The following is a 23970-nucleotide window of genomic DNA, read 5'->3' as shown; positions in this document are numbered from 1 at the left end:
CGATGGTCGCGCTCCGGGACTGGCTGGCGGTCTACCTGAAGGGGGTCGCCATGGGCTGTGCGGACGCGGTCCCGGGCGTCTCGGGCGGCACCATCGCGCTCATCGTCGGTGTCTACGAGCGGCTGATCGCCGCGATCACGACCGTCAGCCCGGAGCGCATCCGGCGAGTGCTCGCGGGCGTGCGGCCCCGGAACCTGCCCGACGCCAGGGCCGCGTTCCTGGAGGTCGACGGCGCGTTCCTCGCCGTCCTCGGCGCCGGAATTGCGACCGCGATCGTCACCGTCCTGCGACTGGTCGACCACCTGCTCGAAACGCTCCCGGTCCCCACCTTCGGCTTCTTCTTCGGGCTGATCGCCGCCTCGGCGGTCGTCCTCTACGGTGAGGTCGATCTCTCGACGCGCGACCGGAAGGCGGCGGCCGCGGGCGGGTTCCTGCTCGCCTTCCTCACCTCCGGCTACGCCTCCAGCGCGCTCGGGGCGGGGAGCTACCCCGTCCTCTTCGTCGCGGGCGCGGTCGCGGTCAGCGCGATGATCCTCCCGGGCATCTCCGGCTCGCTCCTGTTGATCATCCTCGGCCAGTACGAGTACATGAGCGGCGCGCTTTCGGCGTTCGTCGACGCGCTGGTCGGTCTCGCCGTGGGCGGCGAGCCCGCCCGCGTGACCGAGACCGCGCCGCCCGTGCTGGTCTTCGTCGCGGGCGCGCTCGTCGGGCTGTTCACCGTCGCGCACGCGGTGCGGCGCGCGCTCGAACGCGACCGCGCGGCCACGCTCGCGTTCCTGGTCAGCCTCATCGTCGGCGCGCTCCGAGCGCCGGTCGCGGAGGTCGGCCGCGTCCTCGCGGAGACGGGCGGCACCTGGCGCGCGGCCGCGCCGGAGTTCGCGCTCGCGGCGGTCGGCGGCGCGCTCGCGGTCGGCCTCCTGGACCGCTACTCCGGGACGATCGAGTACTGATCGGGCCCACGCCTCGCGCGACCGCGGTCGACGCCTCCGTCACTCCGAAGTCGCGCGTTTTCCGGTCCGGAACTCGAAACAGGCACCGGGGTAGTCGGCGGGACCGTCGCGGACGGTGACCGTCCAGCCGTGAGCGGACGCGACGCGGTCGACGATGTGCAGGCCGAGCCCGGAGGCGCCCCCGCCCGCGCGGGTGCTCACGCCGGGATCGAACACGTCCTCGCGCACGTCCGGGTCGATGCCCGGGCCCGAGTCCGCGACCAGGAACCCCGCCCCGTCCGGGAGCGATCGGACGATGACCGCGTCGCCGCCGTGCTCGAGCGCGTTCCGGAAGAGGTTCTCCAGCGCCGCCGACAGCAGGGCCGGGTCGGCGGCGACCGTGTCGCACTCGATCGTCAGCGTCGGCGCGGTCGCCGTCTCGCCCGCTGCGGCGTCGTGGTGGACGCACTCGAAGGCCGCCTCCGCGACCCGCTCGAGGTCCACGCGCGCCGGCGACTCGACGCGCTCCGCGGCGGCGATGCGCTCGGCGTCGTCGAGAGTTCTCCCCATGCGGTCCAGTGCGGTCCGGAGACAGTCGAGCGCGCGGTCGTCCGTCTCTCGGGCCGCGTTCGGGCCCGTTCGGTCCTCCGCGAGCAGCGCCGCGTTCCCGGTCGCGATCGCGAGCGCGTTGCGGAGCTCGTGGACGATCACGTCGGTCGCCCGCACCTCCGACGGCTCGGCGGCGGGTGTCGGCGACGCGACCTCGTTCTCCCGCGCGGCCGCGGCGTCGTCGGTCACGGCACCGCACCTCCGCGCTCCGACTCACCTGCGAGGGTGTCGAACGCGCCGAGCGGGGTCGACGCGTCGCCGTCGTGGAGCCCCACCGCGGACGCGCTCGTCAGGGACGCCGACGCGTTCCCGTCGCCGGACGCGTTCCCGTCGCCGGATTCACTCTCGTTGGCCGTGGGCGTCCCGCCGTCGGGCGTCATCTGGCTCTCGTTTTCCGGCCGGCTCTCGTTCTCGCTCTCGTTGCCGTCCCCGGTCGCGGTCTCGTTCTGTGCCGTCCCCGTCGACTCGTTGCGCGGGGCGTCCGCGGTTCCGTTCTCCGAGCCCTGCGGCGACTCCGTCGACCCGTTCTCGGGCGGCGTCGTCGACTCGTTGCCCGGCGGCGCGGTCGAACCGTTCGCCGTCCCGTTCCGCGTCCCGTTCCGCGTCTCGTTCCCGGGGTGGGTCGCGGTCTCGTTGCCGTCGGCCCTCGTCTCGTTGCCCGAGGCCGTCCCGTTGCCCGCGGTCGTCTCCGACGCCCCGCCCGAACCGGACTCGTTCGCGCCGGCGGCGAACGCTCCGGCCCCGTTTGCGCCGGCCGGTTCGTCGAACGACCCTGACGAGAACTCCGCGGTCGCGTCGCCGGTGGCCGAGAACAGCGCGACCGTCGCGCCGCCCCCGAACCCGACCGACGTGACGACGACGGCGGCGAGGAGTGCGACCGCGACGCGACGCCGGAGCGACACGCGGCTCATCGGTCGACCTCCTCGGCGCCCGTCGAGTCATGCGGCGGGTCGTCGGCCGAGTCGGTCGCCGAATCGGCCGTCGCGTCCGCGGGTTCGGACTCGTCGCCGCTTGCCGACAGCGGCGTCCCGCCGTCCGACGCCGGCGTGGCTGCCGCGCTCTCGGTCGCCGCGTCCGAGGCCGTCGACTGGTCGACCGCGGGCGTCGCCCGCCGAGCGGTGAGGAGGATCCCCGCGGCGCCCAGCAGCGTCACCGTCGCGGCGAACGCGACGGAGAGCGTGACCGGCGACTGCAGCCGGACGGCGACGTAGACGGCGTACGGCGCCGCGAGCGCGAGCACGGCGGCCGCCCCCTTGATGGTCTCGACGGAGATCTCGCCTCCACTCTCGCCCGCGCTCTCGCTCCCGGTATCGCTCTCGGCGGCCGTCGCGGCGGCCGACTCGCCAGCGCCTGGATCCACAGCGGCGGCCGACGCGCCGGCGGATGAATCGGCGACGGCTGGCTCGGCAGGTTCACCGCTCGACGTTTCGGAGGGGTCGCTGTCGGCTGCGTCGGCCGAGTTCTCGGTGGCGGACGCCGTCTCGTCCGACGACCCGGCACGGATCCGCGGGCCGACGAGCGACCAGATCTCCGTGATCACCAGCAGCCCGAACGGGACCACGACGAGTGCGAGGAACCCGTACGGCGAGTTTCCGAACTGGATGACGTAGCCGAGGTACGGGATCGTCAACACGACGGTGCCGAGGACGTTGCTCGCGGGAACCAACCCCGCGTCGGCGTCCTCGTTGGCGTCGCCCTTCGTCGCGAACGCGCGGTCGCCGTTCCGCTCCTCGACGCCGACCACGCGATGGGTGACCGGGACCTGCTCGTCGCCGCGGCGGAACGTGATCACGTCGCCCTCCGCGATCGCTCCGGGGCCGCGGTCGTCGACGATCACCACGTCGCCGGGCGCGATGGCCGGCGTCATGCTCGCCGTGAGCACGACGTAGCTCTCGTCGGCGCCGATCGTCCAGGGGGCCGCGTAGACGACGAACGGCACGACGACCGCGATCAACAGCAGCAGTGCGGCGACGCTTGCGAGTTTTCTGGTGTTCATGCGGAATCCACCTCACACAGGACCGACCCGTCCGTATCGACCGCCTCGAGGACGGTCACGTCGTGCGTGCCGTCGCCGATCACGAGCCCCGGGCCGAAGGGCTGTGAACAGCTGATGTGGAAGCCGCCGACGACCGCGCCGTCGACGACCACGTCGAAGTCGGGCCCGCCCGAGACCGACGGCGGGTCGTGGAGCACGGCGTCGAACTCGTCGCCATCATCGAGCGTGCCCGAGAAGGCGACGTCGCCGGCGCCGGCGTTACCGTTGCCGCCTCCACCGTTGCCGTTTCCGCCTCCACCGTTCCCACCGCTTCCCCCACCGGACCCGGAGCGAACGATCTCGAGGAGCACGTCGTCCGGCCCCGCGTACGCGAACGTCGCGCTCGCGATGCGCTCGCCCTCGCCGCCGTCCGCGGGCGGACACGTCGCGCAGTCCGGCTCGTCCGGGCAGTCGCCGAGCCCCTCGAAGGGGTTGACGGCCGCGGACTCCGACACGTGGCGACACTGCTCGGCGTACCCCGAGACGGCCAGCTCCGTCGTCTCGTTGGCGGCCGCGGCGGGGGCGTCGGGCGGGAGCGTCCACTCGACGACCAGCGACAGCGGCGTCCCGGGGTCGAGACACGGCGTTCCGTCGCGGTCGTCGAGCCGGACGCCGCCGGCGAGCGCCTCGCGGACCGCGGTCAGCGAACCGGCCGCGAGCGTCGTCCCACCGAGGGAGACGGTCACCTGGAGCGCGTCGCCGAGCGGGTCCGGGCCGGACGGGCAGGTCGTCCGGACCCACAGCCGGCCGGGGTTGGAGGTGATGGTCCACGCGAGCGTGGCCCGTCCCTCGTCGCCGCGGTCGAGGTCGGTGAAGCTGATGACGCCGGGAGGCGCGTCCGCCGCGCAGTCCGCACAGTCGAGTTCGACGGCCAGTTCGAGGTCGCCGCTCGTCAGCAGTCCGCCCGCGCGCTCGCGGTCGGACAGCAGCGCGACGGTCCGCGCACCGCCGACGCCACCGAGTGCGCCGAGCGTCCCCGTCCCGACGATGCCGGCGAGGATCTCGCGGCGACTGAGGCTCATTGCTCTCCCCCCCACGGCTCGACGACGAAGGGGTTCCCCGCGAAGTCACAGCCGACGGCGCCGAACTCCAGCGCGAACTGCGTTCCGGCGCCCTGATACGCGTTGCCGACGTTCTCGTCGAGCGCCCACGAGAAGCCCAGACACAGCCGTTCGCCGGGCTCCAGACAGCGCGCGCTCGCGAGCCCGGGGTCGAGCCTGAGGCCCTCGTCGAACGTGCCGGTCGCGGCCAGGGTCGTCTCCGGCGCTGCGAGCGTGCCGGTGACCACCGGCTCGCCGAAGCCGGACGCGTCGGCGCCGCGACAGCCGCCGACGCCGAACAGCCCGGTGTCGTACCACAGTTCCACGTCGACCGCGCTCGCGAGGGCGCTCTCGCCCGCGAGCGTCCGACGGACCCACACGGTCCCGGGCTCCGAGTCGGCGTCGACGTACAGCCCGACGCTCAACGTGCCCGAGTCGCCCGGCACCACATCCCCGAAGTCGATGACCGGTCCGGCGGGGCCGTCCTCGTCCAGCTCGTTCGCGTAGGCGTCGGTGTCGCCGTGGCTCCACTCATCGGTCCCCGGGGACACGGACCGGAGCGGGTCCTCCTCGCGACCATCGTCGTAGGTGGCGTGCCAGCCGACGCGCAGGGAGGGCCCCTGCGTCGCCGCGTACGTGACGTTGGGGTACGACGGGTCCGTCCCGGACACCCGACGGTTCCCGCGCGCGAACCCGAGCCCGGCCGCCCCGACGACGCTGGCGCTCGCGAGCAGTTGCCGCCGACTGAACCGGAATTCGTCATTTTGTGACACGCCGACCCTCCTCCGAGGCGAACGCGCGCGCTCGGTCCGTGGTCGACCCGCTCGTTTGCGGGGTGAGCGCATATGTATGGGTCGCGTACCGGGTCGCGGCGATCCGGCAGGGTGAGCGAACCGGACGCCCGCGACCCGACTCTCGGCTCGCGGATCCGGGCGGACGTGTGATGGGTGTCATGGCGATCCCTGATGGGAGTCCCACCGACGGAGTCGAACCGTCGTGCGCCGACGTGGGGGGTGGGGGAACGTTCCCCCGGCAGTCCGAGGCAGTCCGAGGCGGTTCGCGGTCCCTACGCGTCGAGCACCTCGACGTACACCGCGGGGTTCTCGTCCGAGGCGGCGGGGTCGTCGTCGAGTCCCTCGAGCGTCACGTCCGCGGTCAGCTCCCAGTCGACGCTGGCGTCGACGTCCTCGACCAGCAGGGAGTTGATCTCGGCGCCGTCGGCCTCGACCGCGTCGGGACCGGTCGGGGCGCTGCCGTTGACGCGAACGTTCGAGACGCTCGCGAGGTGGCTCGCGTCGTCGCCGCGGGCGACGATGGAGACGACGTCGCCGGCCGCGTCGCTGACGGCGTAAGAGACGTCTCCGGTGGAACCGTTCGCGAGTTCGAGCGTCGCCTCGCCGGCGTCGGCGTCGTACGCGACGGTCAGGTCCCCGTCGAAGCTGCTGCCGCCGAAGTCGTAGTCGGCGGTGTCGCTGTTGGCGTTGTCGTCGCCCACGAGCAGTTCGAAGGTGTTGGAGCCGCCGTTGCGCGCCTTGGAGATCCACAGCACGTCGGCGTCGTCGTAGTCCAGCTTGCCGAACCCCTCGACCTCCCGCGAGGTGATGCAGGGGTTCATCGTGCCGTCGTTGTGCCGCGCCTGCTCCGCGTAGAAGGACACGTCGAACGTGACGGAGTCGGTCTGGATCTCGTTGCCGACGTTCGTGGGGATCTCCCACGAGAGGCAGACGCAGGTCTCGTCGTGCTCCTCGCTGCTCTCGACGCCGTCGAAGGGGTCGCGGTCGATGCCCGCGGCGCCGTCGCCGGAGCCGTCGAGCGGCACGCCGTTGTCGAGCGCGGCCATGACGTCCGCGAGCGAGCCCTCGGCGATGAGGTCGCCCTCGATTAGCTCGTCGTCCTCCTCGGTGCAGTAGCGGAGCGTCACCTGCATCGCCTCGGCGAGCTGCCCCGCCTCGGGGATCTCGCCGTACATGTCGTTGAGCGCCGCCGCTTCCGGCTCCGTGGTGCCGTTCTGGCTGTTCTCCGTCAGCTGCCCGCACATCCACATGTACGCGGGGTTGTCGACGATGGAGAAACAGAGGACCCCCTCGCCGGAGTCGCCGGGCTTGACGTCGTCGACCTCGATCTTGAGCGGGTCGCCCTCCGTGTCCTCGCCGACGGTGTTGCCGTTCAGCACCGTGTCGATCGCGTACTGGTTGTAGCTGCCCTGGTCCTCGGAGTAGTCGACGTGAACGAACAGGTCGAGTTCGCCCGCGGTGAGCGTGTTGTCCTCGAAGGCCTCCTCGTCGCTGAAGTACGCCGTCGTTCCGAACCCTGCGCCCGCGGAGGCGACGCCGACCGCGCCGAGGCCGAGGAGCGTCTGCCGCCGCGAAATGCCGATGTTGTCGTCGTTCATGGTGTTCATCCCCGAATGGGGAACCCCACCGGCGGGATCGAACCGCCGGGCCGGCCGTCCCGGAACCCGCCGCCGTGGCGGGTTGCCGGAGTCCGGATGGGAATCGAGCGGCGCCGCCGCTCTCGTGGTCTCACTCTGGCGTCTGGGTGTCGTTCGGCGTCGCGGTCGGCGTCGGAGTGGGCTGCTCGAACGGGTTGCCCGGCTCCTCGTTGTGCCGGCACTGCTCGGCGTGGAACCCCACGTCGAAGGTGACGGAGTCCGACTGCACCTCGTTGCCCACGTCCGGGGGCAGCTCCCACTCGAAGCCGATACACTGCGTGAGTCCGCCCGCGAAACACTCGCGGTCCTCCGTGGACCGGTTGCCGTCGAGGGCGATCCCGCCCTCGTCCTTCGAGAGCGCGGCCATCGCCTCCGCGAGCGACCCCTCGAAGATGACCTGCTCGCCCACGAGCGTCTCCGCGATCTGGCCGAACGCCTGTTCGAGCGCGGCGTCGTCGGTCGCGGTGAAGATGTGGTCGTCGGTCGGGTCGCTGGCCATCGACTCCAGCGTCGACTGCTGGGCGCCCGCGACGCCGATGGCGAAGATCTCCGTGCTCGGATCCGCGTTTCGCGCGGCCTGTGCCGCGCTCGCGGGGTCCTGCCCGCTGGACGGCTGCCCGTCCGTGAACACGACCATGATCCGGTCGTGGCCGTCGGGACAGTTCCCGAGGTCCGCCTGCCCGGTGGAGACGCCGTCGGCCATCGCCGTGCTGCCGTTGGCGGAGAGGCCGCTGATCGCGTTCTGCAGGGCGGCCTCGTCGTCGGTCACGGAGACGAGCGTGTTCGCGCTGTTCGCGAACGTCGTGAGGCCGACGCGGTTGGCGGAGCTGGCGCCGAGTATCGTCGAGACCAGCGTCGACGCGCCGTCCTTCATGTCCTGGAGGCGGTTGCCGGTCCCCATCGACCCGGAGACGTCGAGGACGAGTTCGACACAGATCGGGTCGTCGTCGCCCCCGGCGGGTTCGTAGACGTTGTCGCAGTCCTCGTCGTACCACATCGTCACGTCGATGGCGTCGGCGAGTTCGCCGGCGCCCGCACCGGGGTCGCCGCCGGTCTCGTCGACCGCCGACTCGGGGTCAGTGAGGCCGTTCTCCGCGTTTCCGCTGAGGTCGCCGTACATCCACACCCACGAGGGGTTGTCACAGATGTGGAGACTGATCGTCACCTCGCCGTAGTCGCCCGGCTTCACGTCCTCCAGCGTGAACACCGGGATCGCGTCGCCGTCCACGAGGTTCAGCTCCGGGTTACAGAGGTCGCGTTCCTGGACCTCCTCCGGCCAGCTCCACCCGCCGACGTCCGGCACCTCGCCGAGCAGGTAGACGCCCGGCTCCTCCTCCTGCACGTCGAAGTCGGGGTACCACCCGTCGATCTCCTCGAGCCGACCGGGCCCGCCCGCGTACGTCGCCCTGTAGTCGAGCTTGAGGTCCAGCTCGCCCGCGGTGAGCGTGTTGTTGTCGAACGATTCCTCGTCGCTGAAGTACGCCGTCGTCCCGAGTCCTGCACCCGCGGACGCGACGCCGACCGCGCCGAGCCCGGCGAGGATCCGACGCCGGGAGAGGCCGATGGTGTCGATGTCGTTGTCTGTCATGGTTGGGTCGACGGCCGGGCGAGTCCGGTCGTCGTGTATCCACCCCTCATTCGGCTGCCACCTTATGTACGAGCGAGCTATACACGGCTAAACGGCAGCATAGTGCCGCTAAACCCCAGAATAGCGCCGTTGAATGGGAGCATAAGGGATTCCAACGGCCGAGCAACCGATCGTAACGTCCGATTCGCCGATGGATGGGGTGTGTTACCGTAACCCGATCGGTGTCCCTACCGGATCCATCGGAGGCGGTTGCCAGTCCGTACGAGACGGCAACCGACCCATACCTACGTATGGGGGCTGCGACAGGCCGGCTATGACTCACCCGCGAGTACCCGAGGGGGGATCGACGTGGCGGTCCCGGTGACGCTACCGGAGACGCGGATTCACGCGCTGCTGTCGAACGAGCGACGGCAGGCGACGCTCGACCGGCTCTCGCGCGCGGACGAGGAGATCTCCGTCAGCGACCTGGCGACGTTCGTCGCGGAGCGGGAGTCCGGAACCTCGCCCCCGCCGCGCGACGTGCGCGAGAGCGTCTACTGCTCGCTGGTGCAGACGCACCTGCCGACGCTCGAGGAGTCGGGAGTGGTCGTCCACGACGCGGACGCGCAGACGGTCCGGCTCGCGCCCCACGCCGAGCAGCTCCGGGTGTACCAAGAGGTGGTCACGTCGTTCGGGGTGACGTGGGCGGAGCTGTACCGCGGGGTCGGGATCGTCGGCCTGTGTGCGGTGCTCGGCTCGCTCGTCGGCGCGCCCGGGCTCGCGCGCGTGGACCCGCTGTTGTGGACGAGCCTCGCGCTCGTCGGCTTCGCGGCCGTGAGCGTCTACCACCTCTGGTCGTACCGGTTCTCGCTGCTGGGGTGACGACGGGACCAGACGGGCGACGGGACCAGACTTAACAGGCGAACATGTCTACCGAAGAACAATGACGCGGACTACCACGGAGTTGCTCCGGCAGCACGACGTCGACCCGGTAGTCGTCGAGGCGATCCTCTCCAGATACGGGGCGGATCTGGAGGAGCCGAGCGTCGACAACGTGAGCGATCCCGCCGAACGGGCGTACGCGTTCCTCGATGGCGAGGACGGCAGCCCGATCCGGACCGTCCAGGACCACTATTACCAGTTCGCGACCGCCGACCACATCGAGGGACCGCCGGAGACCGAGTCGGCGTTCGGGGCCGTGCTGGAAGAGCTGGTCGACGAGGGGCTCGTCGCCCGGACGGCCGAGCTGACTCCCCGGTACTCCGTCTCGTTCTACGACCTGCTCGCCGACGTGCGAACCGATTGGACCGCGAGCGGCGTCGACGAGTTCTGTGCGGAGACGGGCGTGAACAAGCGAGAGGTGTACGCGCACATCTTCACCGACCTCCACCTCGACGTCGACCTCACGGAGTGAGAATGCAGGACGACGACGCGCCCGAAGCGAGCGGTGACTCCGCGGCCCGAGGGACCGACGCCCCCGCGGATCTCGACACCGCTCGCGACCTGCGTGAACGCGCCGAAGCCGACCCCAGCGGGATCACGACCGAGGAGATGGGTACGGCCGTCTCCCTCCTCGCGTGCGAGGATCCGGAGGTCCGCGTCACCGCAGCGGAGGTGCTCCAGCACGTGTTCGACCGCCCGGCCCTGTTCGAGCCGTTCGTCCCCGAACTGGTCGAGGCCTCCGCGACGTATCCCGACGAGGTCGAGGGGATCCCGTCGCCGCAACAGTGGATGGCCTCCGACCGGCTCCGAGCGGTCGTGTACGTCGCGGACGCCCTGGCGAGGGTCGCACAGCGCGCGCCCGCGGTCGTCGAACCCCACGCGGATCGACTCGTCGAAGCGGTTCGGTCCGAGGCGAACGCGCCGTCTCACCACGCGTTCACGCTCGGATACGTCGCCGCGCGGTCGCCGGACGCCGTGCCGACCGCGGAGGTCCGGGCGGCGCTCCGCGATCTGCTCGACCGCGGACGCGGAAACGGGTTCCCCTCGTTCGCCGCGCACGCGCTGGGCGAGATCGGCGACCCTGACGACCTCCCCGCAGTACGCGAGGCGCATCCGGGAGCGACCGGCGACGAAGCCCTCGAAGCGGCGTTCGACGACGCGGTCGAGAAGTTGGAGAGCGGGGACGCGACGGACGCGGATCGGTGACTACGCGAGGTCCGTCCCGTCGACCTCGATCTCGAAGAGCCGGTCGTTACAGCCCGCACAGGTCCCGGCGACCACGTCGTAGCTGGCACAGCAGGACGTGACCACGTCGCGGCCGACCGTTATCTCCCCGTGGCAGGTCGGACACCGGTCGAGGAAGATCCGGAACGCGCCCAGCAGGGCGGTCCGGCGGGCGAGCGACTCGTCGGCGTAGCCCGGGATCCGGTCCGCGAAGACCTGGTCCGCGGCCGCGTCCGCGACGAACGCCGAGCGCGACTCCCAGACGGCGATCTTCTCGTGGCCGAACTGCGCGACGTACGCGTCCCCCTCCCACCCGAACCGGAGGTCCTCGGCCGGGATCCCGGCGAGCCGCGAGAGCGTCTCCTCGTCCGAGGGGCCGGCGTTCACCGCGGCCGCCGCGGCCCGCAGGTCGTCGGCCACGTCGGGGGCGATCATCAGGTCCGCTCCCGACGGATCGACGACGAGAAGCCCGGACTCCAACAGGGTGGCCTCCGCGTCCTCCGCCGTCTCCCCGCCTGCACCGTCGTCCATGAACGCGCGCTCTGCGGCCGGCTCCTTGTCGAACAGGGCGAGGACCTGTCGCGGGAGGTAGTTCGCGGTGAGCCAGGGCGTGCCCGGGATCAGGTAGCCGCGGAGCCAGACGGACAGCACGCCGACGATCGCCAGCCCCACGCCCAGCGCGGGCCGCACGCTCCCGAGGACCGCGGCCGCGACGGCGACCACCACGAGGTTCAGGGTCGTACAGGGCACACAGCGGTTGGGTCCCGTGTACTCCCTCCGGCGGATTCGCTCGATCAATACATTGGGAACGTTAGACATCAATCGAACGAGGACGCTTCAGCGGTGTAGTTATGACACGCATACCGGCGGTAAACACGTTATTAACGGGCTTCCCACGGTAGTGATCTATGAGTTGAATATTTCAAATGGTAGCAATATTTATCACCCATGACTCGGATCAGGGGCTTGGTGGTGGGACAACATGAACCTCAGGTCGCCGGAGAGAAAGCCAGACAAAAAGAACGACTCCACGGACCGCTCCGTCGAGCCCGACTCGATGGACACGGTGTTGAAGGTACTGAGTAACCGTCGACGCCGCGAAACGGTACGGTACCTAAAGGAAGTAGACGAGAAGGCGGCCGTCCGCGACATCGCGAGGCAGGTCGCGGCGTGGGAGAACGGCGTGGAGACGGACGAAGTCACGTACGATCAGCGGAAGCGCGTGTACACCTCGCTCCACCAGTCGCATCTGCCGCGGCTGGCGCGGGAGGGGTTCATCGACTACGACCGGAACCGGGGGACGGTTTCGCTCACCTCTGATGCGGACGATCTGCAGATCTATCTCGAGGTGGTGACGGGGAAGGACCTCCTGTGGAGCGAGTACTATCTCGGGCTCGCCGTGGTGGCGTTTCTCCTGGTGGGTGCGGCCGCGATCGGGACGCCGCCGTTCGCCGCCCTCTCCGGGACCGTGTACGGCCTCCTGACCGCCGCGGTGCTCGGCGTCTCAGCGATAGTGCACCTGCTGTCGACGCGGAACAACGCGCTCAGTGGGTAGTTCGCGGTCCTTACCGTGTCCCGGCCGGCGTCACGGTCGCCGCGGTCGCCACGGTCGCCGCGGGCGTCACGGTCGCCGCGGGCGCCCGGTCCCTCCCTATGGCGGAACGCCCGCTATGCCGTCTCGTCCAGCTGGACGGTCTCCTCGACGATCATGCGCGGCCCCTCTCCGACCTGCAGGAAGCTCTCCGCGTCGGCCATCGTCCGCTGGCCGGCCTCCGAGTCGAACGCCTCCGACAGCGCGTCCGTGTCCTCGAAGTACAGCTCCAACACGCCGTCGTACTCGGACTGTTCGGGGTCGGCCGGCAGCGACGTGACGTAGCGTTTCAGCCCCGGCATCTCCTTCGCGATCGGGCTGTGGTCGTGGAGCCAGTAGTCCGCGAACTCGGCGTGGGACAGTTCCTCCTTGCGGACGACGAACTCGACGAGCTTGATCATGGTCGACGATGAGCGACTCGGCGTTTATCGTTTTCGGAGCGGGACGCTCGCGAGGGGGTCGCGGCTTACCCGACCGCGCCGGCGACGGCGCTCCCGCCGGCCGCGGCGGCCGCGGTCAGCAGGACGCCGAGCGCCAGCAGCCCGTAGTTCGCGATCGGGTTCGCTGCGCGTGCCGCCTCCAGCGAGTAGCGGTCGTCGCGCAGCGGCGCGAACGGCCGGATCCCCATCGGCGTCATGGCGTCCGCGAGCAGGTGGGAGCCGATCGCGACCGCGCCGGCCAGCGCCGCGAACGCGCCGACTCCGACCGCGGCGAGCGCGCCCGAGCCGGCCCCGAGCGCCCCACCGCCGAGGGCGCAGGCGGCGGCGACCGCGGCCGCGAACCAGACGGTGTGGGTCGGCCCGCGGTGGGGGAGGAACGGCACCCGGAGGTCGAGGTCGGGGACCGTCGCACCCCCGACCGCGACGACCCCGCCCGCGACCGCGAGCTCCGCGAAGCCGGCCGCGAGCGCGAGGAAGCCGACCGGGGCGTACAGACACAGCGCGGCGCCGTAGTGACCGGTTCGGTGCATGGCGTGGTGGAACGGAGTTTTCGGGCGGCGAGGATAGGTCTTCGGCTCGGCCACCGGAGGCCCGCCCCGCTCGCAGGCCCCGCTCGCGGGCGGCGCCGCTCGCCGACGGAGTCACGCTTTTGGTGATCGACCACCCTCGTTCGGGTATGCACACGACGCTCCGGACGCCCACCGAACGGACGTGCGAGAACTGCGGCCGGACGGAGACGTGGAGCGAGGACGCCGAGACGTGGCTCGTCGCGGACGACCCCGGGAACGTCTACTGCGTCCACGAGTGGGACATCAACGGCCAGTTCGCCCCGTTCGGGGAGTGACCGCGCCGCGGCGCGGTCAGTCGACGGCGCGGACCGCCGCCGAACCGCAGTCCGGACAGGTCACACGGACCATCCGGCTACGGGGCTTCGAGAACTCGGTTTCACAGCCCGCACACCGATAGTCGAACGTGGCGTCCTCGTCATCGCCCGATTCGGACTCCGAGAGCGTCCGCTTGAGGGTCGTCACGAGGCCCATAATTACGGGCTGTTCTTGATGAGGAAAGCTTGTGAAAGCTGCGCCGAGTTGTCCCGAGCGCCCGCGTGCAAACTGGACGCAGAACCGCGTCTTTCGTCAGAATCCGGTTCTCGGGTGGGGCGCCGCCGGATCAAACCCGGTCGGGATGAAGGTCGTCGCGCCGGTCCACGCGCGCGACGAGTTCGCGGGCGGCCCTGCGGACCGCCTCGTCCGAGGAGCCCGGCGGCTCGAAGCCGAGCGCGGCGAGCTTCTCGACGGAGAGGCGCATCTTCGGCACGTCGCCGGTCCAGCCGCGGTCGCCGCCGGTGTACTCGTAGTCGGGGTCGAGCCCCATCTCGTCGGCGACGATGTCGGCGATGCGTGTGACCGAGGTGGTCGTCCGCGAGCCGAGGTTGTAGGTGTTCACGGCGTCGTCCGCGCGTTCCACGACGTGGCGCATGGCCGCGACGCAGTCCTCGACGTGCATGTAGGACTTCTCCTGGCGCCCGTTCCCGAGGATGGTGAGCGTCTCGGGGTCGTCGGCCAACTTCTCCACGAAGTCCGGGACGACGCCCGCGCCGAAGCGCGGCCCGACGACGTTCGCGAACCGGAAGTTCCACACGCGGAAGCCGTGCGAGTGCGCGTACACCGACAGCAGCGCCTCCTCCGAGAGCTTGGCGGCGCCGTAGACGCTGATCGGCTCCAGCGGCGCGTAGTCCTCGGGCGTGGGGCGCGGGGCCTCGCCGTACACCGTCGAGGAGGAGGTGAACGCGATGCGGTCGACGCCGACCTCGTCCATGCGCTCGAGGACGTTCATCGTCAACTCGCCGTTCGCCTCGAACTGCCCGCGGGTGTCCTCGGCGTTGACGTACTTGTTCGCGGCCGCGAGGTGGAAGACGATGTCGAGCTCCTCGGTGATCACCTCGGCCACGTCCGCGGGGTCCAGCAGGTCGGCCTGCCGGAACTCGACGCCCTCGGGGACCGTCTCGCGGAGGCCGTTCGAGAGGTCGTCCGCGACGACCACGTCGTTGTCCGGCGCGAGCTGTCGGGCCAGCTCAGACCCGACGAGTCCCGCGCCGCCGGTGACGAGCACGCGCGCGTCCTGAAGCTCCATGTCGCGCGCTTTCCCGGCGGCGGGGAAGGGCGTTCCGGTCGCGGGCGGTCGCCGCATCGAAACCCCCTAACCGGCCGCGTCCGTCCGTCGGGACATGCACGAGGAACCCGAGGTCGCCGTGCTCCGCTTCGGCCACCGGCCGGGCCGCGACGACCGCATGACGACCCACGTCGGCCTGACGGCGCGCGCGCTCGGCGCCGACCGCGTGCTCCTCCCGGACAACGCCGGCCAGTCCGCGGAGACGATCCGCGACATCACCGACCGCTTCGGTGGCCCCTTCGAGGTCGAGCTCCGCGAGGACCAGACGGCCGTCGTCCGCGACTGGGAGGGGACCGTCGTCCACCTCACGATGTACGGCGAGCGCGTGCAGGACGTGGAGTCCGAGGTGCGCGACGCGCACGCCGACGAGCCCCTCCTGATCGTCGTGGGCGGCGAGAAGGTGCCGTGGGAGCTCTACGAGCGCGCCGAGTTCAACGTCGGCGTGACGAACCAGCCCCACTCCGAGGTCGCCGGCCTCGCGGTGTTTCTGGACCGCCTGTTCGACGGCCGCGAACTCGACCGCGAGTGGACCGACGCCGACCGCCGCGTGCTGCCGCAGGCGACCGGCAAGAAGGTCGTCGACGCGGACGACGAGGCGTGAGGACGGGAGCCGGGTTGCCGATCCGGTTCCGGTGGAGATCCTGCTGATCGGGGCGGCGACACTCGGAAAGTCCCACCCGGCTCTCTGTACGGTGCATTTTCTGTGTCTGTTACTGATCCTGCTGATCGGGACGGCGACACTCGGAAAGCCCCAGCCGGCTCGACCCGCCGGGCCTCGCTGTGCGCTCGCGTCTCTCAGCACAGCCCGACGCGAGTGCTTGCGTCGTCCGGGCGGGACCGAGCCGACTGCCCCTTTCGGTCCCACCCACCGCAACCGCACCGCAGCCTCGCACCTCCCCAACCTCGGCCGCGGGCCGGCCGCGAAACCGCAACACACCGCAGGCGGCCGGCCCGCGGCCTCCCTCGCGCGCGTTTCTCGCGCGCGCCGACAGCACAGCACAGCACCGCGACCGCACCGCCCCGCGTCCGAATCAGCACCGCATTCGCCCCGAACCCCGACCGACGAGATGGGGGGTGCGCGCGGGGACTGGCCGGGGCCTCAGACCCCGATCGCCTGCGAGGCGGCCGACAGGTCCACGTCGAGGTCCACGACGTAGGTGTGAACCGCCCAGAAGGCCGCGATCTCCAGGCCGGTAATGATCACGGTCACCAAGTCCGCGTACTTACTGGAGGTGGTCACGCCGACCGGGATCCCGAACTCCTCGCCCCAGAAGGGGTGAAACAGTGCGATACCGCGCTTGCTTCCCACCACGTCGAGCAGGTAGTGGGTGAGGACGCCGATCCAGACGAAGTGGAGGTTGTCGAAGACGACCGGGTACGCCATCACGACCGCGAGCACCGGCAGGCTGTGCAGCGTCTTCCGGTGCTTGCCGAACGCGGTGTCCACGTCCGGGAACAGCGCGCCGAGGACGATCGGCACCGTGATCTGCCCGATCTTCTCGGCCGTCGCGACGTCGACCGCCGGCTCGAGGACGAACCCGAGCCCGATCGCCAGAAGCAGCGCGTTCAGGACGTGGCCGCGTTTGTTCATGGCGCGTTCTCTTCCCGGGACCGACTCAAGCGTTTCCCTCGACGGCGACGCGGGCGCGAGGCTCCCGGTCTACGCCCGCGGTCGGCCGGGAGCCGTGCCGCGGACGAAAGAGCCACGGGGGCCGCCGCCGAGGACCGCACATGGAGTACGAGGAGCCGCAGTTCTTCCACGTGATGCAGTACGCGGCCCGCGCGGACGGCGACGTCATCGACATGGTGAGCGGGAACCCCGACTGGGAGCCGCCCGGCGCCCTGCGGACCGCCCTCTCCGAGTACGCGGAGCTCTCGCCGGACGCGTTCCAGTACCCGCCGAGCGACGGCCTCCGGGAGCTCCGGATCGCGGTCGCGGAGCGGCGCGGCGTCGACCCGGAGCAGGTCGTGATCACCGTCGGCACCGGCGAGGCGAACTACCTCGCGATGGCCCGCGCGCTCGACCGCGACGCCGGCGACGAGGCGCTCCTGCTGGACCCCGTCTACCCCTACTACCCGGGGAAGGTGGAGATGCTCGGCGGGACCCAGCGGCTCGTCCCCACCGCGCGCGACGGCGGCCTCGACCTCGCGGCCGTCCGCGAGGCGATGAGCGACGAGACCGCGCTCGTGATGTGCAACACGCCCAACAATCCGACCGGTGCGGTCTACGACCCCGAGGCCGTCGCCGAGGTGGTCCGCCTCGCCGAGGCCCACGACGCGCTCGTCGTCGTCGACGAGGTGTACGAGGCGTTCGACCACACGGGCTCCTTCGAGAGCGCGCTCCGGATCGACTCGCCGAACCGGATCGTCACCGGCGGCTTCTCGAAGTCGATGGCGATCACGGGGTTCCGCGTCGGCTACGCGATCCTCCCCGAAGAGCACGTCGAGGCCGCCCGCACGCGCCACATGCTCGTCAACGTGACCGGCCCGCGCCCCTCCCAGTACGCCGTCCTCCACGCGCTCCGCGAGACGCCCCCGAGCTACTACGCGGAGGCCCGCGGCATGCTCGAGGAACGCATCGACGCGTTCACCGCCGCGCTCGATGAGGCCGGCGCGGAGTACACGACGCCGGAAGGCGGCTTCTACGTCCTCGCGCGCTTCGACGGCTTCCCCGGCACGATGGCGAACGTCAAGCGACTCGTCGACGAGGCCGGCGTCGCGGGCATGCCCGGCGAGACGTTCGGCACCGCCCGCGAGGAGTGGGTCCGGTTCGCGCTGGTCACCCCTCGGGCCGTCGAGGCGGCCGAGCGGTTGGCTGACTACTTCTCGTAGCGCTCGCGGGGCCCGCGGATCGGGATCGAAGCCCGGGCTCGCTCCCCGACCGAGCCAGCGACCGACGGGTACACAAGGCGGCCCGCCCTCCCGGGCGACATGGACGAGATCGACGTCGAGCCGGTCGAGACGGTCGACGACGAGGAGTCGGCGAACGGGTCGGCCCCAGCCGAGGCTCGGGACACCGCCCCGGACGCCGAGGACCTCGCCGCGACCGAGGGCGCGCCGCTCCCCGAGACCGTCGACGCGCCGGAGTACGTGCTCTACGGCGGGAAGGGCGGCGTCGGCAAGACGACGATGGCGGCCGCGACCGGGCTCGCCTCGGCGGCCGCGGGCGTCCCGACGCTCGTCGTCTCGACGGACCCGGCCCACTCGCTGTCGGACACGCTCGACGTCGACGTGCCCGCGGAGCCGACCCGGATCCGGGCCGACGCGCCGCTTTTCGCCGCGGAGATCGATCCCGACGCGGCGATGGAGGAGGGGATGTTCGGCACCGACGCCGACCCCCTCGGCGGCCTCGGCGAGATGGGCGAGGCGATGGGCGGCATGGGCGGGATGGGCGGTGCCGCTGGCGGCTCGACCGACGGCGAGGGTCCCGCGGGCGGCCTGCTGGAGGGGACGGTCCCCGGCGCTGACGAGGCGGCGGCGATGCGACAGCTCCTGGAGTACCTCGACGACCCGCGTTTCGACCGCGTCGTCGTCGACACCGCGCCGACCGGTCACACCCTTCGACTCCTTCAGCTACCCGAGGTGATGGACTCGATGCTCGGCCGCGTGATGAAGCTCCGGCAGCGCTTCTCGGGCATGATGGACGGCATCACGGGCATGTTCGGCGGCGGGGACGAGGAGCCGGACCCGAGCGCCGACCTCGACGAGCTCCGCGAGCGCATCGAGCGCCTGCGCGCGGTGCTGCAGGACCCCGCGAAGACGGACTTCCGCGCCGTGATGGTTCCCGAGGAGATGAGCGTCGTGGAGACCGAACGGCTGGTCGCTCGCCTCGACGAGTTCGACATCCCGGTGAACACGCTCGTCGTCAACCGGGTGATGGAGGACCTCGCGGACGTGACCGACGTGGCGGGGGCCGAGGGCGGAGCGGCGGGGGACGAAAACGCCGCCGCGACCGGCGTCGACCCCGAGTGGGTGGTCTCGCCGAACCTCGAGGACTGCGAGTTCTGTCAGCGCCGCTGGGAGGTCCAGCAGAACGCCCTCGGGCGCGCGACGGACCTGTTCCGCGGCCGCGACGTGAAGCGCGTGCCCCTGCTGGCCGAGGAGGTGCGCGGCGAGGCGGCGCTGCGCGTCGTCGCCGCCTGTCTGGCGTAAACGGGCTCGTGAGACCGCCGACAGAAATCCGCCTTTCGAACCGCCGACAGAAAACGCCCTATTGCGCGTCCTTCGCGCCGCGGACGGTCTCGCGGACGGCGTCGACGCCCTCCTCGTGGAGCAGGTCGCCGACCACGACCACGTCCGCGTGACTCGCCATCTCGTGGGCCGCGTCGTAGTCGTGGATGCCGCCGCCGTAGAACAGCGTGGCGTCGTCGAGCGCCTCGTCGGCGGCCGCGACCTTCTCGGGGTCGCCGTAGGTGCCCGAGTACTCCACGTAGACGATCTCCTGGCCGAACATCTTCTCGGCGACGCGCGCGAAGGAGGCCACGTCCTCCGCGGACTGGTCGCAGTCCGCCTCGGTGTACTCCGCGACCGACGCGTCGGGGTTCATCACGATGTACGCCTCGGTGTGGGTGCGGTCCCAGTCGAGGCCGTTCTCGATGCGGACCCACTCCTTGTGCGCGCCGACGATCCAGAAGGGCGACTCGGAGTTGAACACCGTCGGGATCAGGTACCCCTCCAACGCCGGGTCGTCCACGACGACCGCGGGGTTCGACGGCTCCTGATAGATCGGCACGTCGTACTTCGCGCAGGCGTCGATGACGCGCTGCATCTTGTCGGCGGTCATGTCGAGCGTACCGCCGATCTCCAGCGCGTCCGTCCCGGTCTCGCAGACGTCCTCGAACGTCTCGTCGCCGACGAGGTCCTTGTCGGGGTCGACCTTCAGGATGTGGTCCCAGTCTTCCCACGGATTGCTCATTGGAGGGGAAACGCCCCCCGGCGGTTAAAAAGGAAGCGATGGATCCGCCCGCTCGGGCGGCCGTCGCCGTCGTCCCCGCGGGCCGGAGGGCTCACTCCTCCTCGTAGCGCTCGCTGGCGGCCGCGAAGCCGAACTCCGCCTGTTCCTTGCTCCGCCGGGACTCCCGCTCCGCGAGCGCCTCGGGGTCCGGACCGGCGTCGTCGTCGATCCGCGCGAACGACTTGTGGACCTTCGCGTGACACCACCGACAGAGCGCGACCGTTATCTCGTGTGGCCCGGCGTCGTCGAGGTCGTCGGGCTCGCTGGAGTCGTCCGGATCGACGGCCCCGCCGGCCTCGGACTCCCGCGCCGCGTCGCCGTACATCAGGTGGTGTTCCTCCAGCATGGGCCGGGCGTCGTCGTGCGCCATGCGGACCTCGGGAAGCCCGCAGCGGGCGCACTCCCGATTCGCGGTCGTCGACCGGTAGTGGGGGCAGGCGAACCAGTTCCCTTCCTCGCCGACGTGGCAGGCGTACCCGTCGCGGCGGCGCGCGGCCGCGAACTCCGGGTCGTCGCCGGCGCGATCGAGCGCGAACCGACAGCGCCCGTTGTCCGTGAGGTGGTCGCAGACGCCCGCGACCGCGTAGGGGTCGTCGACGCCGACCGGCGTCCCGTCCGGTGTCCGCTCCATGACCGCCGTTGTGCGGCCCCGTATTTGAACGATGGGGCGCCGGCAGCGACTTATCGCTCTCCGCCGCCGTCGGCCTACCAGCCGGCGTCGATGTCGGCCGCGACCGCCTCGAGGATCTTCGCGGTCGTGTCGGCCACGACGCGCTCCATCACGTCCGTGTCCGAGTTCGTCGGGTCGCCGAGGCCGCCGAGTTCGGTCACCTCGTCGAAGTACTCGTACGAACGCGTCTCGGGCATCTCGCGGGCCTCCTGCGGCTCCTTCTTCGACTCGCGGACGAGGTCGGGTCGGTACAGCTCCACGAAGCTCGTCTCGTGGTCGCCGGCGTGGCCCCATCCCTCGCCGAAGGCCTCCTCGAGGTCCTCGCGGGCGAAGTCCGTCCAGTGGACGAAGTGGACCGACAGCGCCGTCTCGCGGCCGAGCCGGTCGGCGGCCATCGCCAGCGGCTCCTTGTTGCCGCCGTGGGTGTTCAGGAACAGCAGGCGGTCGACGCCGTGGGCCGCCATCGACTCGCCGATCTCCACGACGACGTCGACGTACGTCTCCCGCGAGAGGGTGATCGTCCCCGGGAAGCGCATGTGGTGCTCGGAGTAGCCGAACGGGAGCGTGGGTAGGCGGAGCAACTCGAGACCGTGGTCGGGCGCCGCCTCGACCAGTTCCGCGGAGAGGTAGTCGGCCCGCAGGGTGTCCGTCGAGGTCGGCAGGTGCGTGGAGTGCTGCTCGATGCTTCCGGTGGGAAGCACCGCGAGGTCGCTCGTGGCGACCGCCTCGGCCGCCTCCTCCCACGTCATCGCGTACAGGTCCGCATCCGTCTCGGTCTCGGGCATACTCGGGGCTCCGCCGTCAGCGGCAAAGCGGTTGGGGTAGCGGTCGGTCACGCGAGGGGCCGCGCGAGGGGGCCGCGCGTGGCCCGCACAGCTCCGCCGACCATCCGACCGCGAGCGTTTAAGTCGGCCGCGAGCGACGGTGCGGTCGTGCGACTCGTCCACCGCTACGGCCCGCTGGAGGACCGGCAGGCCGACACGCTCGCGAGCGACGTGGAGACGGCGGACACGACGCTCCAGCAGGCCCGCGGCCTGATGTTCCGGCGGTCGGTCCCGGACGGCTACGGCCTCGCGTTCCGGTTCGACGAGCCGCGGCCGCGGACGCTGCACATGCTGTTCGTCCCCTTCGCCATCGACGCGCTGTGGATCCGCGGCCCGGAGGTGGTCCACAAGAAGCGGCTCAGGCCGTTCGTGGGCGTCGGCCGCGCGAGCGCGGACCTCGTCGTGGAGCTCCCGGCGGGTGCGGCCGAGAACGTGGAACCGGGCGACATCGTGGAACTGGAGGAGTAGCGCACCGCCCGAGCGCCCGCGCCCGCTACAGCCGGTCGCCCAACTCGTCGAGCGGCACCGTCTCGGCGTCGACCTCGTCGCCGGCGGCCGCGCCGACGGACTCCTTGAACCCCGACCCGGTGGTGACGCAGACGACCGAGTCCTCGCTATCGAGCACGCCGTCGGCCGCGAGCCGGCGGGCGCCCGCCAGCGCCGTCGCGGAGGACGCCTCGACGGTGAGGCCGGCCTCGGCGGCGAGGCGGCGCTGTGCGTCCAGGATCTCCTCGTCTTCGACCGCGACAGCGCCGCCGCCCGTCTCGCGGGCGCCGTGCAGCGCGCGCGTCCCGCTCGGGGGGTCCGGGTTGGCGATGGAGTAGGCGACCGTCTCGCCGCGCTCGACGCGCGTCACCGCCTCGCGGCCGTCGCGGTACGCCGCCGCGACCGGCGCGCAGGCGGCCGCCTGCACCAGATAGAGCCGCGGCGTCGCCGCCTCGTCGAGCAGGCCGGCGGCGCGAAGTTCCAGCAGGGCCTTGTACGCGCCGCTGGCGTGGCCGCCCGAGGAGGTCGGCAGGACGATCGCGTCCGGGACCGCGCCGGTCCGCGCGCGGTGTTGCGTGAGCGCCTCCAGCGCGGTGGTCTTCTGTCCGGCGACGCGGCCGGGCGTGTCGGAGTTGACGAACCGGACGCCGCGCTCGGGACCGATCTCGAGCGCGTCGTAGTAGAGCCGGCCGTAGTCCCCCTCGACGCGGACGATCCGGGGCTCGTACCGGGCGATGTTGCCGAGCCGCTCCGCGGAGATGTCCGCGGGGACGCAGACCACGCAGTCGAGGCCCGCCGCCGCGGCCCCCGCCGCGGTCGACATCGCCATGTTGCCGTGCGAGACGGTGCCCACCGCGTCGGCGCCCTCCGCGAGCGCGAGCTCGATCCCCACCGCCGTGCCGCGGTCCTTGAACGAGCCGGTCGGGTTCAGCCCCTCGTCCTTGACGAACGTGCGAACGCCCGCGTACTCGTCCAGCGTCGGCGTGCGCACGAGCGGCGTTCCGCCGGCGGCCGCCCCCACGCCCGCCGCGGGCGGGTCGACCGGCAGGAGGTCCGCGAAGGCCCACGCGCGGGCGTCCAGCGAGCCGGGCCACTCGAGGGCCGCGAGCGCCTCCGGGTCCGTCTCGAACCACCGCGGCTCGCCGCACTCACACCGCGGCGCGGCCGGGGCCTCGACCGTCCGACCGCAGGCGTAACAGGAGAGGACAGGCATGCCGGAGAGAGGTGCCGCCGGCGACTAAGCGATGGCGGTCGGGGGCCTCGGCCCGTGTCGGTGCGCAGCCCCCGAGCAGACCCACGTTCGCAAGGGCCGCGGTGGAGGTGTGAAGGCGTCGACGAGGGGTCCGTCCGGTTCCGCGGTTCAGTCGCTCCCGTCGGTCTCGGCGGAGAACTCGAGTCGTCCGTCGAGGACGTGTGTTCGGTCGAGCAGTCCCGACCGAACGAGTTCGACGGTGTTCTCGACGACGACCCGCCGGCTTGACTCCGGCCATCGAATGACCGGAAAGTTGATGAATACGGTCTCGTCGGCGAGCTCGCCGAACCGGTGGACTTCGACGACCGCAGCCCCGTCGTCCCGGTAGAGCGACACGGACGGGTGGGGTTCGGCGTCTCCCATGAACGGGCCCTCGAGCGAGAGCTGTGGCGGAGTGCCGTCACCGTCCGGTGCGACGAACCGCTGTGTGAGCGACTGCAGCTCGGTGTCCTCAGCGTGTGAAATCCACGTGTGGAAGTGCTCCGGCAGGGGGGAAAACCGAGGGTCGACGCCCACGACGGCGAGATCGCCACCGTCCCCGGGAAACTCGAGATACTTCTCGTCGTCGCGGGGGTCGTCGCTGGTTTTCTCGACCGGATTCGTGTGTTCCGTTCGCGGTTCGACGGTGCTACAGCCCGCAGTGACGGCGGAGGCGGCGGTCAGCGCGGACACGAGGAGGGCGCGGCGACGCATGATTAGTGCGCATCCGGAGAGTGACAAAAAGATGTTGAAGCAGCTATCGCTTGCGGAACTGCCGGTCGTCGCCGAACTGCTGGAAGCGATCGAGAGACCGGTGGCCTGCGA

28 protein-coding genes are annotated in these 23970 nt (G+C 71.2%); 10 read left to right on the top strand and 18 right to left on the bottom strand.

Annotated elements, in window-relative coordinates:
* Nucleotides 1–2 precede the first annotated feature (2 nt).
* On the top strand, nt 3–950 hold the full coding sequence (locus tag ACZ432_RS12240) for a DUF368 domain-containing protein (protein WP_426962148.1): 948 nt from the start codon (nt 3–5) through the stop codon (nt 948–950).
* Between the two features lie 39 nt (nt 951–989).
* On the opposite strand, the gene ACZ432_RS12235 is transcribed toward ACZ432_RS12240, so the two are convergent.
* The 7 genes from ACZ432_RS12235 to ACZ432_RS12205 all read right to left on the bottom strand — a co-directional run bounded on the left by ACZ432_RS12235 (nt 990) and on the right by ACZ432_RS12205 (nt 8632).
* Complete coding sequence (locus ACZ432_RS12235) at nt 990–1727, bottom strand: sensor histidine kinase (protein WP_426962149.1); 738 nt, start codon at nt 1725–1727, stop codon at nt 990–992.
* Entirely contained in the window at nt 1724–2449 is a 726-nt protein-coding gene (locus tag ACZ432_RS12230; RefSeq protein ID WP_426962150.1) for a hypothetical protein, read from the bottom strand. Before ACZ432_RS12230 ends, ACZ432_RS12235 begins: the two co-directional genes overlap by 4 nt.
* Nucleotides 2446–3534 (bottom strand): signal peptidase I, encoded by a 1089-nt coding sequence (locus ACZ432_RS12225; RefSeq protein ID WP_426962151.1) that lies wholly within the window; start codon nt 3532–3534, stop codon nt 2446–2448. The genes ACZ432_RS12230 and ACZ432_RS12225 overlap by 4 nt, the downstream gene beginning before the upstream one ends.
* Nucleotides 3531–4595 carry a hypothetical protein gene (locus tag ACZ432_RS12220; protein ID WP_426962152.1) on the bottom strand — a complete coding sequence of 355 codons (1065 nt, stop codon included), beginning with the start codon at nt 4593–4595 and terminating at the stop codon, nt 3531–3533. Before ACZ432_RS12220 ends, ACZ432_RS12225 begins: the two co-directional genes overlap by 4 nt.
* Nucleotides 4592–5386 (bottom strand): hypothetical protein, encoded by a 795-nt coding sequence (locus ACZ432_RS12215; RefSeq protein ID WP_426962153.1) that lies wholly within the window; start codon nt 5384–5386, stop codon nt 4592–4594. The genes ACZ432_RS12220 and ACZ432_RS12215 overlap by 4 nt, the downstream gene beginning before the upstream one ends.
* Nucleotides 5387–5679: 293 nt before the next feature.
* Nucleotides 5680–7005: a SipW-dependent-type signal peptide-containing protein gene (locus tag ACZ432_RS12210; RefSeq protein WP_426962154.1), complete on the bottom strand. Its 1326-nt coding sequence runs from the start codon at nt 7003–7005 to the stop codon at nt 5680–5682.
* 130 nt (nt 7006–7135) lie between these two features.
* Nucleotides 7136–8632: a vWA domain-containing protein gene (locus tag ACZ432_RS12205; protein ID WP_426962155.1), complete on the bottom strand. Its 1497-nt coding sequence runs from the start codon at nt 8630–8632 to the stop codon at nt 7136–7138.
* A 348-nt stretch (nt 8633–8980) separates the two neighbouring features.
* Between ACZ432_RS12205 and ACZ432_RS12200 the strand changes: the two genes are divergently transcribed.
* The 3 genes from ACZ432_RS12200 to ACZ432_RS12190 all read left to right on the top strand — a co-directional run bounded on the left by ACZ432_RS12200 (nt 8981) and on the right by ACZ432_RS12190 (nt 10759).
* Nucleotides 8981–9493: a DUF7344 domain-containing protein gene (locus tag ACZ432_RS12200; protein WP_426962156.1), complete on the top strand. Its 513-nt coding sequence runs from the start codon at nt 8981–8983 to the stop codon at nt 9491–9493.
* A 61-nt stretch (nt 9494–9554) separates the two neighbouring features.
* Nucleotides 9555–10025: a hypothetical protein gene (locus ACZ432_RS12195; RefSeq protein WP_426962157.1), complete on the top strand. Its 471-nt coding sequence runs from the start codon at nt 9555–9557 to the stop codon at nt 10023–10025.
* 2 nt (nt 10026–10027) lie between these two features.
* Nucleotides 10028–10759, top strand: a complete 732-nt coding sequence (locus ACZ432_RS12190) for a hypothetical protein (protein WP_426962158.1) — start codon at nt 10028–10030, stop codon at nt 10757–10759.
* Here ACZ432_RS12190 and ACZ432_RS12185 read toward each other — a convergent pair whose 3' ends face one another.
* Nucleotides 10760–11527, bottom strand: coding sequence for a hypothetical protein (locus ACZ432_RS12185; protein WP_426962159.1), 768 nt, complete (start codon nt 11525–11527; stop codon nt 10760–10762).
* 232 nt (nt 11528–11759) lie between these two features.
* Here ACZ432_RS12185 and ACZ432_RS12180 point away from each other — a divergent pair, with 232 nt between their 5' ends.
* Entirely contained in the window at nt 11760–12332 is a 573-nt protein-coding gene (locus ACZ432_RS12180) for a DUF7344 domain-containing protein (RefSeq protein ID WP_426962160.1), read from the top strand.
* Between the two features lie 113 nt (nt 12333–12445).
* Here ACZ432_RS12180 and ACZ432_RS12175 read toward each other — a convergent pair whose 3' ends face one another.
* Together ACZ432_RS12175 and ACZ432_RS12170 are read right to left on the bottom strand one after the other, a co-directional pair.
* On the bottom strand, nt 12446–12769 hold the full coding sequence (locus ACZ432_RS12175; RefSeq protein WP_426962161.1) for an EthD family reductase: 324 nt from the start codon (nt 12767–12769) through the stop codon (nt 12446–12448).
* A gap of 65 nt (nt 12770–12834) precedes the next feature.
* Nucleotides 12835–13338, bottom strand: a complete 504-nt coding sequence (locus tag ACZ432_RS12170) for a metal-dependent hydrolase (RefSeq protein ID WP_426962162.1) — start codon at nt 13336–13338, stop codon at nt 12835–12837.
* Between the two features lie 146 nt (nt 13339–13484).
* Here ACZ432_RS12170 and ACZ432_RS12165 point away from each other — a divergent pair, with 146 nt between their 5' ends.
* Nucleotides 13485–13652: an HEWD family protein gene (locus ACZ432_RS12165; protein ID WP_176696639.1), complete on the top strand. Its 168-nt coding sequence runs from the start codon at nt 13485–13487 to the stop codon at nt 13650–13652.
* 16 nt (nt 13653–13668) lie between these two features.
* Here the strand turns inward: ACZ432_RS12165 and ACZ432_RS12160 are convergent, their stop codons facing one another.
* Together ACZ432_RS12160 and ACZ432_RS12155 are read right to left on the bottom strand one after the other, a co-directional pair.
* A complete protein-coding gene (locus ACZ432_RS12160) occupies nt 13669–13848 on the bottom strand; it encodes an FmdB family zinc ribbon protein (protein WP_426962163.1) in 180 nt (59 codons plus the stop codon).
* Nucleotides 13849–13978: 130 nt separating this feature from the next.
* Entirely contained in the window at nt 13979–14941 is a 963-nt protein-coding gene (locus tag ACZ432_RS12155; RefSeq protein WP_426962164.1) for an NAD-dependent epimerase/dehydratase family protein, read from the bottom strand.
* 94 nt (nt 14942–15035) lie between these two features.
* Between ACZ432_RS12155 and ACZ432_RS12150 the strand changes: the two genes are divergently transcribed.
* The gene (locus ACZ432_RS12150) at nt 15036–15581 is read left to right on the top strand and encodes a tRNA (cytidine(56)-2'-O)-methyltransferase (protein ID WP_426962165.1); all 546 of its coding nucleotides are present in this window, start codon (nt 15036–15038) and stop codon (nt 15579–15581) included.
* A 498-nt stretch (nt 15582–16079) separates the two neighbouring features.
* On the opposite strand, the gene ACZ432_RS12145 is transcribed toward ACZ432_RS12150, so the two are convergent.
* Nucleotides 16080–16571, bottom strand: a complete 492-nt coding sequence (locus tag ACZ432_RS12145; protein ID WP_058365660.1) for a metal-dependent hydrolase — start codon at nt 16569–16571, stop codon at nt 16080–16082.
* 140 nt (nt 16572–16711) lie between these two features.
* Between ACZ432_RS12145 and ACZ432_RS12140 the strand changes: the two genes are divergently transcribed.
* The gene (locus tag ACZ432_RS12140; protein ID WP_426962166.1) at nt 16712–17812 is read left to right on the top strand and encodes a pyridoxal phosphate-dependent aminotransferase; all 1101 of its coding nucleotides are present in this window, start codon (nt 16712–16714) and stop codon (nt 17810–17812) included.
* A gap of 99 nt (nt 17813–17911) precedes the next feature.
* Nucleotides 17912–19132 carry an ArsA family ATPase gene (locus ACZ432_RS12135; RefSeq protein WP_426962167.1) on the top strand — a complete coding sequence of 407 codons (1221 nt, stop codon included), beginning with the start codon at nt 17912–17914 and terminating at the stop codon, nt 19130–19132.
* A 58-nt stretch (nt 19133–19190) separates the two neighbouring features.
* On the opposite strand, the gene ACZ432_RS12130 is transcribed toward ACZ432_RS12135, so the two are convergent.
* The 3 genes from ACZ432_RS12130 to ACZ432_RS12120 form a co-directional block, all read right to left on the bottom strand.
* Nucleotides 19191–19895, bottom strand: a complete 705-nt coding sequence (locus ACZ432_RS12130; protein WP_426962168.1) for a phosphoglycerol geranylgeranyltransferase — start codon at nt 19893–19895, stop codon at nt 19191–19193.
* Nucleotides 19896–19986: 91 nt separating this feature from the next.
* Nucleotides 19987–20565, bottom strand: a complete 579-nt coding sequence (locus ACZ432_RS12125; protein ID WP_426962169.1) for a DUF7097 family protein — start codon at nt 20563–20565, stop codon at nt 19987–19989.
* 74 nt (nt 20566–20639) lie between these two features.
* Nucleotides 20640–21389 (bottom strand): creatininase family protein, encoded by a 750-nt coding sequence (locus tag ACZ432_RS12120; RefSeq protein ID WP_426962170.1) that lies wholly within the window; start codon nt 21387–21389, stop codon nt 20640–20642.
* Between the two features lie 147 nt (nt 21390–21536).
* On the opposite strand from ACZ432_RS12120, the gene ACZ432_RS12115 reads away from it, so the two are divergent.
* On the top strand, nt 21537–21896 hold the full coding sequence (locus ACZ432_RS12115) for a DUF192 domain-containing protein (protein ID WP_426962171.1): 360 nt from the start codon (nt 21537–21539) through the stop codon (nt 21894–21896).
* A 25-nt stretch (nt 21897–21921) separates the two neighbouring features.
* Here the strand turns inward: ACZ432_RS12115 and ACZ432_RS12110 are convergent, their stop codons facing one another.
* Complete coding sequence (locus tag ACZ432_RS12110) at nt 21922–23127, bottom strand: threonine synthase (protein WP_426962172.1); 1206 nt, start codon at nt 23125–23127, stop codon at nt 21922–21924.
* Between the two features lie 147 nt (nt 23128–23274).
* Entirely contained in the window at nt 23275–23859 is a 585-nt protein-coding gene (locus tag ACZ432_RS12105) for a hypothetical protein (RefSeq protein WP_426962173.1), read from the bottom strand.
* Nucleotides 23860–23970 lie beyond the last annotated feature (111 nt).

Source organism: Haloparvum alkalitolerans, from assembly GCF_055381565.1.
Note: the sequence above shows the minus strand (reverse complement) of the source record. Positions and strands in the feature narration are given on the sequence as shown.

Bases quoted from the DNA above. Each gene is read 5' to 3' on its own strand.
- ACZ432_RS12195 (WP_426962157.1), top strand. From the start codon at position 9,555: ATGACGCGGACTACCACGGAGTTGCTCCGGCAGCACGACGTCGACCCG.
- ACZ432_RS12240 (WP_426962148.1), top strand. From the start codon at position 3: ATGGTCGCGCTCCGGGACTGGCTGGCGGTCTACCTGAAGGGGGTCGCC.
- ACZ432_RS12155 (WP_426962164.1), bottom strand. From the start codon at position 14,941: ATGGAGCTTCAGGACGCGCGCGTGCTCGTCACCGGCGGCGCGGGACTC.
- ACZ432_RS12180 (WP_426962160.1), top strand. From the start codon at position 11,760: ATGAACCTCAGGTCGCCGGAGAGAAAGCCAGACAAAAAGAACGACTCC.
- ACZ432_RS12175 (WP_426962161.1), bottom strand. From the start codon at position 12,769: ATGATCAAGCTCGTCGAGTTCGTCGTCCGCAAGGAGGAACTGTCCCAC.
- ACZ432_RS12160 (WP_426962163.1), bottom strand. From the start codon at position 13,848: ATGGGCCTCGTGACGACCCTCAAGCGGACGCTCTCGGAGTCCGAATCG.
- ACZ432_RS12190 (WP_426962158.1), top strand. From the start codon at position 10,028: ATGCAGGACGACGACGCGCCCGAAGCGAGCGGTGACTCCGCGGCCCGA.
- ACZ432_RS12205 (WP_426962155.1), bottom strand. From the start codon at position 8,632: ATGACAGACAACGACATCGACACCATCGGCCTCTCCCGGCGTCGGATC.
- ACZ432_RS12110 (WP_426962172.1), bottom strand. From the start codon at position 23,127: ATGCCTGTCCTCTCCTGTTACGCCTGCGGTCGGACGGTCGAGGCCCCG.
- ACZ432_RS12170 (WP_426962162.1), bottom strand. From the start codon at position 13,338: ATGCACCGAACCGGTCACTACGGCGCCGCGCTGTGTCTGTACGCCCCG.
- ACZ432_RS12230 (WP_426962150.1), bottom strand. From the start codon at position 2,449: ATGAGCCGCGTGTCGCTCCGGCGTCGCGTCGCGGTCGCACTCCTCGCC.
- ACZ432_RS12210 (WP_426962154.1), bottom strand. From the start codon at position 7,005: ATGAACGACGACAACATCGGCATTTCGCGGCGGCAGACGCTCCTCGGC.
- ACZ432_RS12140 (WP_426962166.1), top strand. From the start codon at position 16,712: ATGGAGTACGAGGAGCCGCAGTTCTTCCACGTGATGCAGTACGCGGCC.
- ACZ432_RS12145 (WP_058365660.1), bottom strand. From the start codon at position 16,571: ATGAACAAACGCGGCCACGTCCTGAACGCGCTGCTTCTGGCGATCGGG.
- ACZ432_RS12120 (WP_426962170.1), bottom strand. From the start codon at position 21,389: ATGCCCGAGACCGAGACGGATGCGGACCTGTACGCGATGACGTGGGAG.
- ACZ432_RS12125 (WP_426962169.1), bottom strand. From the start codon at position 20,565: ATGGAGCGGACACCGGACGGGACGCCGGTCGGCGTCGACGACCCCTAC.
- ACZ432_RS12105 (WP_426962173.1), bottom strand. From the start codon at position 23,859: ATGCGTCGCCGCGCCCTCCTCGTGTCCGCGCTGACCGCCGCCTCCGCC.
- ACZ432_RS12135 (WP_426962167.1), top strand. From the start codon at position 17,912: ATGGACGAGATCGACGTCGAGCCGGTCGAGACGGTCGACGACGAGGAG.
- ACZ432_RS12165 (WP_176696639.1), top strand. From the start codon at position 13,485: ATGCACACGACGCTCCGGACGCCCACCGAACGGACGTGCGAGAACTGC.
- ACZ432_RS12225 (WP_426962151.1), bottom strand. From the start codon at position 3,534: ATGAACACCAGAAAACTCGCAAGCGTCGCCGCACTGCTGCTGTTGATC.
- ACZ432_RS12150 (WP_426962165.1), top strand. From the start codon at position 15,036: ATGCACGAGGAACCCGAGGTCGCCGTGCTCCGCTTCGGCCACCGGCCG.
- ACZ432_RS12130 (WP_426962168.1), bottom strand. From the start codon at position 19,895: ATGAGCAATCCGTGGGAAGACTGGGACCACATCCTGAAGGTCGACCCC.
- ACZ432_RS12220 (WP_426962152.1), bottom strand. From the start codon at position 4,595: ATGAGCCTCAGTCGCCGCGAGATCCTCGCCGGCATCGTCGGGACGGGG.